Source organism: Sphingobacterium sp. UBA6645 (assembly GCF_002455685.1).
GTDB classification, from domain to species: Bacteria; Bacteroidota; Bacteroidia; order Sphingobacteriales; family Sphingobacteriaceae; genus Sphingobacterium; species Sphingobacterium hotanense.
Map to the genome: position 1 here is coordinate 14,569 of NZ_DKLH01000030.1, position 14,470 is coordinate 29,038.

Sequence of the window (14,470 nt, forward strand, 5' to 3'; positions counted from 1 at the left end):
ATATCTAACATATATGTATCTAAAAACAGTATTCCGAAATATCAGGAAAAACAGAGGTTTTTCATTGATCAACATCCTTGGATTTAGCTTAGGAATAACATGCTTCTTATTATTAGCAGGATATATCTATCATGAGGCTAACTACGACAGGTTCTTGGGGAACTCAGAGCGGATAGCGTTGGTGAGTGCGGCATTTAAATCGGGAGAAAGCAACGAATTCCAACAAAGCAGTGTTACTCCTACAGCCGTTGCGCCCTTATTGATGCGTGAGTTTCCGGAGGTCGAAAAAGCCGTGCGTGTTTATCAGTATAACGATGCAGCATTGGTTAGAAAAGGAAATGACTGGGTGAAGGAAAGCAAACTTAAGTTTGTAGACCGTGAATTTCTGGAAGTATTCGACTATCCTGTTATCGCCGGAGATGCCAATACTCCACTTGCTAACCCAAATGCTATTATTCTAACAAAAGATCTTGCTGATAAATATTTCCAGAATGCAGATCCCATTGGCAAAACACTGCGAATTGATGATACCGACCGAATTGTGACAGCAGTGATTGACAATCCCCCTACCTACTCGGAAGTCCAGTTCACTGGCCTTTTATCTAACGTTGGGCTAGAACGCTATAAGCAGGAAGATTGGGGAGCGGCAAATGATGTGACATTTATTCTATTAAAAGATCCAAGTCAACTCAGTGCGCTTGAAAAGAAATTCAACACCCGCATCGAGGAAATGTTCAAAGAGGCTTTCACCAACGGATTTTCCATCAAAACGAATATGGAAAGCCTGCCTAGGTTACATCTGCATTCCAAGGCTGCAGGTTCCGGACAGATAGTCTATATCTACGTATTTGCCTGTCTTGCCCTCGCCCTATTGCTAATCTCCTGCATTAACTTCATGAACCTCTCTCTCGCTCAGGCGACCGAAAGAGCAAAAGAAATTGGAGTTAAAAAAGTATTAGGCGCGCGTAAAGACACAATCTTCAAACAGTTCCTTTTTGAGGGTAGTTTGATGGTATTCATCAGTCTAGTGATCGGCTTTGTATTTGCCTATTTATTGTTTCCGTTTTTTGCCGAATACCTAGGTTCCGAAATGCAGTTGCGAGTATGGAAAGAACCATTATTCTTTGTCGCAATCATTGTATTCTTCATCACGCTATCGCTATTAGCTAGCGGATGGCCGGCATGGTTGATAGCACAATACAGACCTATAAAAGCACTGAAGGCTAAACTCTCTACGCGATCTTCAAAATTCAACATCGGCAATGTTCTGATAACTATCCAATATACCGTCTCCATCTTTTTGGTCATCTGTACATTCTTCGCTTACAAACAGATGCAGTTCCTGCAAAATACGGATACGGGCTTGAACCGAGAGCGCATTGTTGTATTGGATGGAGACGTATGGAGCCAGCAAGAAAGGGAAACGATGAAGACGATGTTGCTCGGAAAGAATACAATAAAATCGGTATCTGCGTCCTATGATTCCCCTGTAGACATACAGGGTGGATATACCATTACTGAAGCCGAAGGAAAGGCCGATGATTTCTCTTTAAGTATTACTGCTATTCCTATTGAAAAGGATTTCTTGTCGGTATTCGAGATACCGGTATTAGCTGGAGAAACCCTAACGGATGCCGATATTCTGAAAGCAAGAGATACATCCGACCACCGTTCGGTAGCATTTGTAATCAATAAGCTTGCAGCGCAGAACTTAGGCTGGACTCCAGAACAGGCTATCGGAAAAAGATTAGTCCTCAACGGTCGCAAAGGAAATATCAAAACAGTGGTCGACAACTTCAACTTTGCATCGCTCCGCGACGAGGTAAAGCCTGTCGTATTATTCCCTGAATACAACTACTTTGGAAATATATTCGTTAAAATACAGGATCAAGCCGACAGCAGACAAGCGCTCGCAGAAATTGAAATGGTATGGAAATCAATGAAACCGAATAGCACATTTGAATACCATTTCTTAGACGATGATTATGCTAAATTATATCAGCAGGAGCAGCAAACCACTAAGATCATGCAGCTCTTCGCCGTCATTACCATCAGTATTGCCTGCATCGGATTATTCGCATTATCAGCATATGCCACACAGAAACGTGTTAAAGAGATCGGCATACGCAAGGTATTAGGTGCCTCTATTGGCAAAATTGTCAGGATGTTGACCAGCGATTTTATCAGCCTAATCTGCATTGCATTTCTATTAGCCGTACCTTTAGGATTTCTGGCAATGAATAAATGGTTAGGAAACTTCGCTTATCATACCAACATGGACTGGTGGGTATTCGTTTTAGCTGGTCTCATGACGCTGTTGGTGTCATTCCTGACGATAGGATCCCATGCGATTAAAGCCGCAAAGGCAAACCCGGTAGACAGCTTAAGAGATGAATAACTTAGATTTTAGATCTAAGACATAAGACATTAGAGCAAAGTGGGAGAGCAAGTATCAATTGTTCGAAATTGGATTGAGACTGTTCGAAGCAGGACAAATAAAGAGAACAAAATAAAAAAATAACAAACATAGGTCTAACGACTAAGTACTAAATACTAACTACTACAAAATGATTCGTCTAGAAAACATATTCAAATGGTATAACCTAGGAAGTACAAAATCTTTTGTACTCAAAGACATCAATTTAGAGATCGAAGAGGGCGATTTTATCTCCATTATGGGACCTTCAGGATCTGGAAAATCGACACTATTAAATGTCATCGGCATGCTCGACGAGCCTAATGAAGGAAAGTACTTCTTTATGGACGAAGATGTCTTGGCAATGAAAGCCAAGAAGCGTAATCAGCTATTTCAATCACATATTGGCTATGTCTTTCAATCGTACCATCTAATCGATGAATTAACAGTTTATGAGAATATTGAAACCCCACTTATATATAAAAACATGTCCTCTTCGGAACGTAAAGCCATCGTCAGCGACATGCTGGATCGCTTCAACATCGTTGGCAAGAAAGACTTGTTTCCAGCACAGCTATCCGGTGGTCAGCAACAGATTGTAGGTATTGCACGTGCATTAGCTGGCTCACCCAAATTGCTCCTAGCAGATGAGCCTACGGGAAATCTAAACTCCAAACAAGGCGAAGAAATCATGGAATTGTTCAAGCAATTGAATAATGATGGCGTGACGATTATCCAAGTGACACACTCAGAGAAAAACGCCGAATATGGCAAAAGAATAATCGACTTACTCGACGGTCAGATCGTAAAGCGTTAAGCCATTCTTGTATATATGTCTTTATTTCCTTAAATTTAATTGTGAATGAGAAGGAAATAAAGGCACTTATATCCTTATTGGATGACCCGGATAAAGGAATCTTTCAGGAAATTGAACATAAACTCATTACCTGTGGACCGGAAGTAATTCCTTTATTGGAAAGCTCATGGGAATCCTCATTCGACCCACTCTCGCAAAGCCGAATCGAAAATATCATCCATAAAATACAATTCGATCAGGTTAAGAACGATTTACAACTCTGGAAATTAAACAATCAGGAAGATCTTCTTGAAGGTCTATTGATTATCAACCGCTACCAATATCCCAATCTCAACGAAGATCAGGTGTACTACCAGCTGGCAGAATTACGACGCAATGCCTGGTACCATTTGATGTACGACATGAGCCCATTGGAACAGGTCAAACTCCTAAATAATATTATCTTCCGAGAATTCGGACTGTCAGGAAATACCTCTAGTTACCATGACCCGCAGAATTCTTTTATCCACAAGGTGCTCGAAACTAAAAAAGGCAATCCAATTAGCCTTGCTTGTATCTATGCCCTTGTTGCTCAGAAATTAGATATACCAATTTACGGAGTAAACTTACCGAAGCATTTTGTCCTCGCCTTTATGGATAGCCAAGACAACGATAAGGTAGCTTTTTACATCAATGTATTCAATCGCGGGCAAATCATGCGCGAAGAAGATATATTTGCCTTCCTACGACAGCTAAATCTTCCCCTTTCTGAAGAATACACCCTACCCTGCGACAACTTAGCCATCGTCAAGCGTGTGCTACGGAACCTCGTCGCTGCATACGAATATATCGATAACGCTGAAAAACGCATGGACATCGAGCTATTGCTGGGATTACTTGAAGATTAGATACTAGACTTTAGATATAAGATTTTAGATATTAGAGCATTGTCTTGAAACAGGAAAGGAAGGATTTTAGGATGAGCAGGATCATGGCCATCGCTTAGTCTTTTCTTTCCAGCTTCAGAACAGAAATTAGATATTAGACTTCAGACTTAAGATATTAGACTTCAGACCCGATCCTGACTACCCTTAAATTCTTCCTTTGATCGTTCAAAGACAATATGTCTATGCCCTTTACGCTTCCTTCCTCTACCGACTTAAACAAACTTTCCTCCCTTTCCGACCATTTCAAACAAGAACAATCCACATAAAAAAGGGCGCCTTATCGGCGCCCTACTCTAATATCTAAAATCTAATGTCTAATATCTAATTTATAAAGCCTCTGGCTTTTTATCGACTACTAGTCTGTTATCACGGTTTGCAATTTCCCATGCTGTGTGGAATACTAGTTTCTCACGTTTGGTCATCATATTGAAATCGATACGATCAACCGTATCGTTTGGTGTATGATAATCTGGGTGCAAGCCCGAGAAGAAGAAGATTACAGGAATACCATGCTTTGCTAAGTTATATTGATCTGAGCGGTAGTAAATACGCATCGGATCCTTAGGATCATCATACATGTAGTCCAATTCCATTTGCGTATAGGTCTTATTTGCTTCCTCGTTGATCGCTTTCAGCTCGCTGCTCAACATATCCGAACCAATGGCATGGATATAATTGTGATTTCCTGCTAGGTGCTTGTCATCGATACGACCGATCATATCCATATTCAAACAAGTAACGGTATTTGCTAATGGGAATATAGGGTGTTCTGAATAGTAGCTAGAACCTAATAAGCCTTTTTCTTCAGCTGCAAAGCCCATGAAAAGAATCGTTCTTCTAGGTCCATGTCCGTCTTTTTTAGCTGCAGCAAAAGCTTTCGCTAACTCTAAAACACCTACAGTACCTGAACCGTTATCATCAGCACCAGGGAAGAACGTTCCGTCAGGTAGAATACCATCGTGATCGTAGTGGCCAGAGATAATTACAATCTCATCCTTCTTATCTGTTCCCTCAATTACGCCCAATACGTTTGGATCATTGAACTCTTCTGCCTTTACGCCCATCTTCGCTTTCACATCAGCTTTGACAACGAAAGAGTTCGGTTTCTTAGAAGTGTTTATCTTTGCAAGCGCTTTCTCAACCGTAGTTTTCTTTGCCGCTAAGACTTGGTTCGCTGTCTCTAATGTGATATTCACTACTGGAGCTGCTGTGCTGCCTGTAGATTGACTCTTCTTTTCCTCAGAGCGCAACATGAAGCGACCGCCTGTTAAGCGACCTCCAAAGCGAGCAATCATATCAGAAGTCTGTTTGCCGGTAGCAATAATAAGCTTCGGCTTCAACTTCATCAATTCTTGTGCTTTCTTAAAGCGGCTTGTAGCCCACTCCGATTGGTTTTTAGTACCAGTTATGAGCGAGTTTCCGTTATTATCCGTTGGCTCTCCATCGCTGATGAACATCACTATCTTTCCAGCAATGTCAAGACCTTTTAAATCATTGTACTTCTCCGATTGAATACCATAGCCTACAAATACAATCTCATTGGCATCAAAGCACGCTAGATCATTCGACCCCTGAACGAAGAAATCCTTTCCATTGGTGAATTCGTGCGTATTGATCTTGAATTGCTCAACCGCATACGAAGACTTTTCTAAAGCGACAGGTTGAAAGTATGAACCATTCACTGCAGGCTTTAAACCAAGTTCTTTGAAGGTGTTAGCAATATATTCTGCTGCTTTCTGACCACCCTCTTGTCCGGTGCCACGTCCTGCATATTCTTTAGACGTCAGCGTCGTCAAATGGGCTTTTGCCGATTCTACAGTTAATAGCTCAGCATATTTACTTTGTGTAGGATTCTGTGCCATCGAGCAACTGAACATTGCCGGTAGCAAGAATGACAGTACTAAATATTTCCTCATAATCTATGATTTAAATAATGGATTAGGAACAAGCGATTTTGTTCACTCGGTTCTCATGACGACCGCCTTCAAAGTCGGTAGTTAAAAACGTTTTTACGATGCGCTTCGCAAGATCTAAATCAATGAAACGTGCTGGAACACAAACAACGTTTGCATTGTTATGCTGACGTGCTAATGCAGAGATTTCCTCCAACCAACAGATTGCTGCACGAATTCCTTGGTGTTTGTTTGCTGTAATAGCAACGCCATTCGCCGAACCGCAAATCAGGATACCCATATCATTCGACTGATCTTCAACGCTGCTCGCCACAGGGTGAGCAAAATCAGGGTAATCAACTGAATCTGTAGAATAGGTACCGAAGTCTTGAACGGTATAACCTAATTCCTGTAAAAATTCAATGATCGCTGCTTTATATTCAAAACCAGCATGATCTCCACCAATTGCAATTTTTTTTGACATGATATGTTATTAACTGTTATAGAATTCTTTTTCCGCTTGTTCTTTCGCTCGTTTTACATTCGCCGAAACCATAATACTCAATTCATATAAAATGAACATAGGCGCAGAAACCGTCAATAGGGTAATGACATCTGCCGTTGGAGTAATGATTGCAGCAATAACTAAGATAATCACAATAGCGTAACGACGACTAGCACGCATGAACTCTGGAGTCATGATACCAATCTTCGATAAAATAAATATTAAGATGGGAAGAAGGAAGATAATCCCACAGCCCAAAGTTAAAGTCGCGATAGTAGATAGATAGGAGTCAATCGTAATTTGATTCGTGATTTCCTCACTTAAGGATACGTTTGCTAAGAAGTTCACCGATAAAGGAACTACGATATAGTATCCAAATAAAGCTCCGATAATAAAAAGTATCGTCGCATAGAATACGAAACCACGCGCCGATTTACGCTCAATATCCGTCAATGCGGGTTTGATAAAAAGCCAAACCTCAAACAATAAATAAGGGAAGCCCAAGGCTACCGCCATTAGTAAACAGGAGTTGATCTGAAGCATAAACTGCCCGGCTAACTCGGTGTTAATGATATTGAAGGGAATTTTTTCCACGCAGAAACCGGCTAAGTTAAGCGCATCCCCTACTTTACACATCATACGGTAAGTCCAGAAATCCAGATTCTTTGGCCCCATGATGATTTCGTTGAAGACAAAATCATAAAAGGTGAAAGATAAAATAGCAAAAATAGTAACCGCGATTACCGCACGGATAATATGCCAACGAAGTACCTCAAGATGATCAAAGAAAGACATCTCCGATTCAATATTCTTGCCTTTGTTCTTTATAGCTTCGATTAATTTTAGATTCTTGGACATGTAAGTTTATATACGTGTAAATTGTTCGTAAGAAAACAAAAATACCATTCTTCGCAAGAAGAATGGCATGTTTTGCTTATGTAAAATAAATTTTATACAACTTCCTCATCAGGATACTGCGTCAGGTCGAAAGTCTCCATAAATTTAGTGGTAAAATTACCAGCTCTAAAGTTAGGATCACGCATTAGACGTAGGTGAAGTGGAATTGTTGTTTTCACACCCTCGATTACAAATTCGCTCAATGCGCGTTCCATTGTGTTAAGCGCCTCTTCGCGAGTCTGTGCCACACAAATTAATTTCGCAATCATCGAATCGTAGTTCGGTGGAATAGTATATCCAGAATATACGTGCGTATCTACACGAACGCCATGACCTCCTGGAGAGTGGAAGTTCGTAATCTTCCCTGGCGACGGACGGAAATTATTAAAAGGATCTTCCGCATTGATACGACACTCGATAGCATGCATGGTTGGCTCATAGCTCTTTCCTGAAATAGGAATACCTGCTGCTACCTTAATTTGTTCTTTAATTAAATCGAAGTTGATTACTTCTTCAGTTACCGGGTGCTCTACTTGAATACGCGTATTCATTTCCATAAAGTAGAAATTACGGTGTTTGTCTACCAAAAACTCGATAGTACCCGCACCCTCATACTTCACTGCCATTGCACCTTTGATAGCTGCTTCGCCCATTTTAGCACGCAACTCTGGCGTAATAAATGGAGATGGAGCTTCCTCTACCAATTTTTGGTGACGACGTTGGATAGAACAATCACGCTCCGAAAGGTGACATACTGTTCCATATTGATCTCCGATCACCTGGATCTCGATATGACGTGGGTCTTCCACATATTTCTCCAAATAGATACCGTCGTTTCCGAATGCGGCACCAGCTTCTTGACGAGCTGAATCCCATGCTGGTTCAAACTCTTCATCTTTCCATACGATGCGCATACCACGACCACCACCACCGGCAGTAGCTTTCAAAATGATAGGATAGCCCATGTCGTTGGCAAGCTTAAGTCCCGTTTTCACATCAGGCACCAAACCATCCGAACCCGGAACCGTTGGAACACCTGCTTGCTTCATCGTTTCTTTTGCCGAAGCCTTATCACCCATTTTTTCGATCTGCTCTGCGGTAGCACCAATAAATTTGATACCGTATTCCGCACAGATAGCAGAGAACTTCGCGTTTTCCGAAAGGAAACCGTAGCCTGGGTGAATAGCATCTGCATTTGTTAATTCTGCAGCTGCAATGATATTAGGAATATTTAAATAGGAATCTTTACTTGCTGGCGGACCGATACAAACTGCTTCGTCTGCAAAACGTACATGCAGACTATCGCGGTCTGCGGTAGAATATACCGCAACACTTTGAATACCCATCTCTTTACACGTTCGGATAATTCTTAATGCGATCTCGCCCCTATTGGCAATTAATATTTTTTTAAACATAGTTCTGAATGATGTAATACTTTAATCCTGAGCAATAATGTCTGCGAGCAGACGACAGATTAGCTAGGATCTACCAAGAATAATGGTTGATCGTATTCCACAGGTTGTGCATCATTAACTAAGATTTTCACGATTTTACCAGAAACCTCCGACTCAATCTCATTGAAAAGTTTCATCGCTTCTACAATACACAATACTTTACCAGGAGCGATTTCATCACCAACATTCACAAATGACCCTTTATCCGGACCTGGAGAACGGTAGAAAGTACCGATGATAGGAGACTTAACCGTGATATACTTCGATTCATCATCAGCTGCTGGCGCTGCTGCAACTGGCGCTGCCGTTGCCGGAGCCGCCGCAGGTGCTGCCGCTACTGGAGCCGCAACTGGCGCTACTGCAGGAACTGAAGCTGTAACGTAAGTTGGTTCTTGATTTGTTTTAATAGTGATCTTGAAATCTTTCTCTTCGATAGAAACTTCATTAACACCCGATTTCGAAACAAATTTGATTAAATCTTGAATTTGTTTAATATCCATACTCATATGCTAGTAGGTTAGTTTATTTAATGTGAAAAAATTGTTAACTGTAAAGGTAATAAAATCCCGGAGATTAGTATGCCCATTTTAAATAAACGGAACCCCAAGTAAATCCACCGCCAAAGGCCGCTAGGATTAAATTATCGCCTTTTTTCAACTTGCTCTCCCATTCCCATAAACACATAGGAATCGTTGCGCTTGTTGTATTTCCGTATTTCTGGATATTCACCATTACTTTTTCTTCTGGCAATCCAGCGCGCTCTGCTGTCGCATCAATAATACGCTTGTTTGCCTGATGTGGAACTAACCAAGCTACATCATTCGCAGTTAGGTTGTTACGATCCATAATTTCAGCAGCAACATCAGCCATATTTGTAACGGCAAACTTAAATACTGTGCGTCCCTCTTGGTAAGCATAGTGCAATCCTGCATCCACCGTTTCGTGGCTCGCGGGGTGTAATGAACCACCACCTTTAATGTTCAGGTATTGTCCGCCCGAACCATCAGTACGCAGGATAGAATCCTGAAGTCCATTTCCTTCTGTATCCGGCTCTAATAACACACATCCACATCCATCGCCAAATAAAATACAGGTATTTCTATCGGTATAGTTGACAACCGATGACATCTTATCACCACCAACAACTAATACTTTTTTATGTTTGCCCGACTCGATGAACTGAGCACCGGTAGTTAATCCAAATAAGAAACCCGAACATGCTGCTTGTAGGTCATATCCCCACGCATTTTTTGCTCCAATCTTATCTGCGAGGATATTCGCAGTCGCTGGAAACAACATATCTGGTGTACTGGTACAGAAAATAATCAATTCGATATCCTCTGCAGAGATTCCTCTTTTTTCTAGAAGACCCTTTACTGCAGGAACGGCTAAATCAGAAGTCGCTTTATTCGGATCTTTTAGAATTCTTCTCTCGCTGATACCCGTGCGGCTTACAATCCACTCGTCGTTGGTATCAACCATGGTTTCCAACTCTTTGTTGGTAAGGATATAATCCGGAACATAACCATTTACAGCGGTTATCGCCGCATGAATTTTCGACATATCAATTAATTAAAAGCTGATCTGATCTTCTCGATAAATTGAGAAGCAATCATATCTCTTGACAATAAAACCATATTTTTAATAGCCTCAGGAGTTGATATACCATGGCCAATAATAACTGGAGCATTTACACCTAGAATAGGGCTTCCTCCATATTGCTCGTAGTTAAAGCGATCGAAAAAAGGATCTTTCATCCCTTTTTTCAAGGTAACCACATAAAACGACTCAGCAAGTTTTAGAACCACATTCCCGGTATAACCATCACAAACGACAACGTCCGCATGATCAGTGAACAAGTCACGGCCTTCTGCGTTTCCAATAAAATTGATCTTATTGTTTGCTTTTAATAATGGGTAAGTTGCAACAGTTAGGTTATTTCCTTTTTCCTCTTCTTCGCCAATGTTTAGTAAACCAACTTTCGGGCTTGGGATGCCATATACATGCTCGGCATATAAACTACCAAGCAACGCAAATTGGTTCAACATTTCAGGCTTACAGTCTGCGTTTGCACCAACATCAAGCAGGATTCCGAATCCTTCTTTTAATTTAGGAACATTGGTAGCAATTGCGGGGCGTAGCACTCCCGGGATGGTCTTGACACTGAACATAGCGCCAACTAACATGGCTCCGGTATTTCCAGCTGAAGAGAAAGAGTCTATCTCACCGTTTTTTAATAATTCAAAACCTTTTGCAATGGATGAATCGGGTTTTTGTGTGATAGCTTTGGTTGGATGTTCGTGCATGCTGATATTTTCAGGAGCATGAACATAATCAAATTTTGAGGGGTCGGATCCCGCCGCTTCAATAGCTTTTTTGGTGGCTTCTTCGTCGCCAAATAACACTATGCGTTGAGATTCGTCTAGCAATTGTTGAGCTTCGATAGCACCTTTGATATTTGAGTCCGGTGCATAATCTCCCCCCAATACGTCTAATCCAATCTTCATTCGTAATTATTTAGAATATTCAATAATACGCAAAAAACATCCCAAAGTAAAGTGAATAATATAAAATATTACACTTTTTTGGGATGTTTATTCTGAATGATATCGTTAGACAGTAGCAGTATTTTCGATAATTAATTTACCGTTGTAGTATAAATTACCGTCTACTGTGTAAGCACGGTGTGGTGTATGAACCGCGCCAGTTTCTTTACAAACTGTTAAGCTAGGTAACTCAGCTTTATAGTGTGTTCTTCTTTTGTCTCTTCTAGATTTAGAAGTTTTACGTTTTGGATGTGCCATCTCGTATTTCTCGTTTTAGTTATTCTTAATATTTTTTAATGCTTCCCAACGTGGATCGATGTTCTCATCGTCCGCTATTGATGATTCTTCGTCTTGCTCGTTTTGAATCATATTCAACATCTCCGGATCGCAGCTGATGTTTTCGCCCTGCTCACTACATTTAGTGTATGGCGGAACAGCAACATTGATATATTCATATAGCAACGGAGCAATGTCTAGTTCGTAATCGTTTTTAGATAACATAACGACCTCTTCGGTATCGTCTTGCCAATCTTCTTCCGAAAACTTAATCAGAGCGCGCTCTTGAATATGAATCGGAGCGTCAAATTGAGATAAACAAACGTCACAAGTAAGCTTCATGCTGCCTTTGATATCAAAATTGGCAATCAGCATATTCTCCTGTTTCTGTAGTTCAACTACAACTTTTAGGTCTCCTTCCTTTATCAAGGAATGTTCGTAACAAGCAAAGAACTTCTCATCTACTTCAAAGTCAAAACTGTGTTTACCTGTCGAAAGACCTGAAAATGGTATTCTATATTTTTTTAGATACTTCACAATCCTGCATTTGAGCCTGCAAAAATAACGATTAATAAAGTATAAACGAAATTTATTTTAAAAAATCCTTATACCTATTCGTAATAGTTTTTTCCTAATTCTATTTTATCGCGATTATTCGCCATACGCCACTTATTCGTGTCGCGAAGCGAGTAGGCACAACCACAGTATTCCTGCATATAGAAGCGTTCGCGCTTGCTGATTTCTAGCATACGCGCCGAGCCTCCTTTTTTACGCCAATTAAAGGTCCAGTATTCCATGTCAGGATAACGCGACGCTGCACGAACCCCACAATCATTAATCTGGCTCATCGTTTTCCAACGCGAAATACCTAAGGAACTGGAAATAACATCGAAGCCATGCGCCGCGGCATACTCCGCAGTCTTCTCAAAGCGCATATCAAAGCACATCGTGCAACGAATACCGCGCTCTGGCTCGTTTTCCATACCTTTAGCAAGTTCAAACCAATGGTCTACATCATAGTCCGCGTCGATAAAGGGAATATTATGCTTTTCCGCAAATCGAATGTTCTCTTCTTTGCGTAAATCATATTCCTTGCGTGGATGGATGTTGGGGTTGTAAAAATAGATCGTAAATTCAATGTCCGAAGCAACCAGCGCTTCCATCACTTCCCCCGAACATGGTGCACAGCAGGAATGTAGCAATAGTTTCTTCCCTTCGTTGGGTAATTCCAACTTCTCCCTTACAAATTCTTTATTATCCATTGCATTCAATTCAATCATGCAATGTTACATAAATACCTTTATTTAATCAAATTAACATTTCTTGACGCTTCCATCTGCGCCTGAATAGCGATAAATTTTTACATTTGTAATAAAATAAAGAAACATGAACTTAAGATGGATTTTCGCGCTAGCTATGATAACAACACTAATCGGAATTGTTGCTTGCGAGCGTGATGATGACGAACCTTTCGTAAATAGAGATTTTTCTAGATTGTATATCTCATTCTCTGATTATTCTACCAATCCGCAAGTAGCGAGCCCTACCAACATTGGCGTGATCAAACGAGCAGACTCGACAAATTTTGCCGATGTTAATAACTTTCAGCCATTTCAATCCCGTACTTTCGGAGGCAATGCGATCAGCTTCAGTCCTGCCGCGCAGCGTGTATTTATGAGCTCTATTAATCAAGTTGTATCCGACACGAGCTTACAGATCTTTATGGTAGGCCCCGAAGGCAACCTAGCTAATAATGGAAAGATCGATAACAAACATGCCAATAAAGTAACAGGCTTAGTATATTATCCCAGCGTAGATGTACTATTCGGTATAGATGTTTCTTCATCGACAATCATATCATACGATATACCGAAGAATAGAACGGGGTATATGAAAGTGTCGCGCCGTTTCATCATTGAAGACGAGCTCTTGCCGTGGGCACTTGCCATTCACAACAACATCATTTATGTATCTCGAAACGGAACGAACGGTGGGGTCGATATTTATGAAGGACTAATTTCTCGCAGAACAGATACACTCTACAACGATGTTAAACCTACGAGATCCCTTCGTATTGCGGATACGCACAATATTCAAGGGATGTCGCTTGACACGGTAAACAATACCCTAGCATTAACCGACTATACGACATCAGGAACCACATCAACCGGGAGAATCCTTCTATTTGAAAACTTTTCTGAGTTAGCAAAAAATGGTGGCAATATTACTCCTACGCGCATCATCACCGGTCCAAATACCGGATTGATACGTCCGTCAGATGTCGCCCTAGATTTCAAAGAAAACTCTAAATATCTGTATGTTGCCGATCCAGGAGCTAAGAAAGTATATCGTTTCTTAAAAACGGCCGAAGGAGACAGCAAACCAGATAGCGAATTCTCTTATCGCAATGGTGCATCAACACCTGTTGGGTTGTCTTTAGACTCGCGATAGGAAAATCTCTATAACGATACAGTCCAGCATGCAATCATGCTGGATTTTTTTTTGCCTATAATTTTAATGCAAAGGGGAATGCTATGTGGAATGCGTGGTTGGAGCCGTCGTTGGATCCCAACATGGAGTACACTATGGAATTCATCGAGGACTCGGTAGAGGAATTACGTTTTGGAATACAATGTGGAATACGTGATAGGGATCAATATAGGAAGGCATTTTGGAATACATAGTGGGAGCCCTTTAGTGAAAGGGCTCTACGCTTTCGTCCTATTTACTGCCTATATAGT

Annotated in this window: 14 protein-coding genes; 4 read left to right on the forward strand and 10 right to left on the reverse strand. The window is 40.9% G+C overall.

Annotated elements, in window-relative coordinates; genetic code table 11:
* Positions 1 to 13 precede the first annotated feature (13 nt).
* The 3 genes from B2400_RS05115 (at position 14) to B2400_RS05125 (ending at position 4,120) form a co-directional block, all read left to right on the forward strand.
* Positions 14 to 2,398 carry an FtsX-like permease family protein gene (locus tag B2400_RS05115; RefSeq protein WP_293931556.1) on the forward strand — a complete coding sequence of 795 codons (2,385 nt, stop codon included), beginning with the start codon at positions 14 to 16 and terminating at the stop codon, positions 2,396 to 2,398.
* A 169-nt stretch (positions 2,399 to 2,567) separates the two neighbouring features.
* Positions 2,568 to 3,233 (forward strand): ABC transporter ATP-binding protein, encoded by a 666-nt coding sequence (locus B2400_RS05120; RefSeq protein WP_149527012.1) that lies wholly within the window; start codon positions 2,568 to 2,570, stop codon positions 3,231 to 3,233.
* A gap of 38 nt (positions 3,234 to 3,271) precedes the next feature.
* Entirely contained in the window at positions 3,272 to 4,120 is an 849-nt protein-coding gene (locus B2400_RS05125; RefSeq protein ID WP_414712984.1) for a transglutaminase-like domain-containing protein, read from the forward strand.
* A 365-nt stretch (positions 4,121 to 4,485) separates the two neighbouring features.
* On the opposite strand, the gene B2400_RS05130 is transcribed toward B2400_RS05125, so the two are convergent.
* The 10 genes from B2400_RS05130 to B2400_RS05175 form a co-directional block, all read right to left on the reverse strand.
* Positions 4,486 to 6,075 carry a M28 family peptidase gene (locus B2400_RS05130; RefSeq protein WP_293931562.1) on the reverse strand — a complete coding sequence of 530 codons (1,590 nt, stop codon included), beginning with the start codon at positions 6,073 to 6,075 and terminating at the stop codon, positions 4,486 to 4,488.
* Positions 6,076 to 6,097: 22 nt separating this feature from the next.
* Positions 6,098 to 6,535, reverse strand: coding sequence for a ribose 5-phosphate isomerase B (rpiB, locus tag B2400_RS05135; protein ID WP_149527015.1), 438 nt, complete (start codon positions 6,533 to 6,535; stop codon positions 6,098 to 6,100).
* A gap of 9 nt (positions 6,536 to 6,544) precedes the next feature.
* Complete coding sequence (tatC, locus tag B2400_RS05140) at positions 6,545 to 7,414, reverse strand: twin-arginine translocase subunit TatC (RefSeq protein ID WP_286651678.1); 870 nt, start codon at positions 7,412 to 7,414, stop codon at positions 6,545 to 6,547.
* Positions 7,415 to 7,506: 92 nt separating this feature from the next.
* Complete coding sequence (accC, locus tag B2400_RS05145; protein ID WP_149527017.1) at positions 7,507 to 8,868, reverse strand: acetyl-CoA carboxylase biotin carboxylase subunit; 1,362 nt, start codon at positions 8,866 to 8,868, stop codon at positions 7,507 to 7,509.
* Between the two features lie 59 nt (positions 8,869 to 8,927).
* On the reverse strand, positions 8,928 to 9,413 hold the full coding sequence (gene accB, locus B2400_RS05150) for an acetyl-CoA carboxylase biotin carboxyl carrier protein (RefSeq protein ID WP_286651677.1): 486 nt from the start codon (positions 9,411 to 9,413) through the stop codon (positions 8,928 to 8,930).
* Positions 9,414 to 9,480: 67 nt separating this feature from the next.
* Positions 9,481 to 10,470, reverse strand: coding sequence for a beta-ketoacyl-ACP synthase III (locus tag B2400_RS05155; RefSeq protein ID WP_149527019.1), 990 nt, complete (start codon positions 10,468 to 10,470; stop codon positions 9,481 to 9,483).
* Between the two features lie 5 nt (positions 10,471 to 10,475).
* On the reverse strand, positions 10,476 to 11,414 hold the full coding sequence (plsX, locus tag B2400_RS05160; RefSeq protein WP_149527020.1) for a phosphate acyltransferase PlsX: 939 nt from the start codon (positions 11,412 to 11,414) through the stop codon (positions 10,476 to 10,478).
* Positions 11,415 to 11,519: 105 nt separating this feature from the next.
* Positions 11,520 to 11,711: a 50S ribosomal protein L32 gene (rpmF, locus tag B2400_RS05165; protein WP_149527021.1), complete on the reverse strand. Its 192-nt coding sequence runs from the start codon at positions 11,709 to 11,711 to the stop codon at positions 11,520 to 11,522.
* A gap of 15 nt (positions 11,712 to 11,726) precedes the next feature.
* Positions 11,727 to 12,266, reverse strand: coding sequence for a YceD family protein (locus B2400_RS05170; protein ID WP_149527022.1), 540 nt, complete (start codon positions 12,264 to 12,266; stop codon positions 11,727 to 11,729).
* Between the two features lie 74 nt (positions 12,267 to 12,340).
* Positions 12,341 to 12,991, reverse strand: coding sequence for an epoxyqueuosine reductase QueH (locus B2400_RS05175; protein ID WP_149527754.1), 651 nt, complete (start codon positions 12,989 to 12,991; stop codon positions 12,341 to 12,343).
* Positions 12,992 to 13,145: 154 nt separating this feature from the next.
* On the opposite strand from B2400_RS05175, the gene B2400_RS05180 reads away from it, so the two are divergent.
* Entirely contained in the window at positions 13,146 to 14,180 is a 1,035-nt protein-coding gene (locus B2400_RS05180; protein ID WP_293931574.1) for a hypothetical protein, read from the forward strand.
* The last annotated feature ends 290 nt before the right edge of the window (positions 14,181 to 14,470 follow it).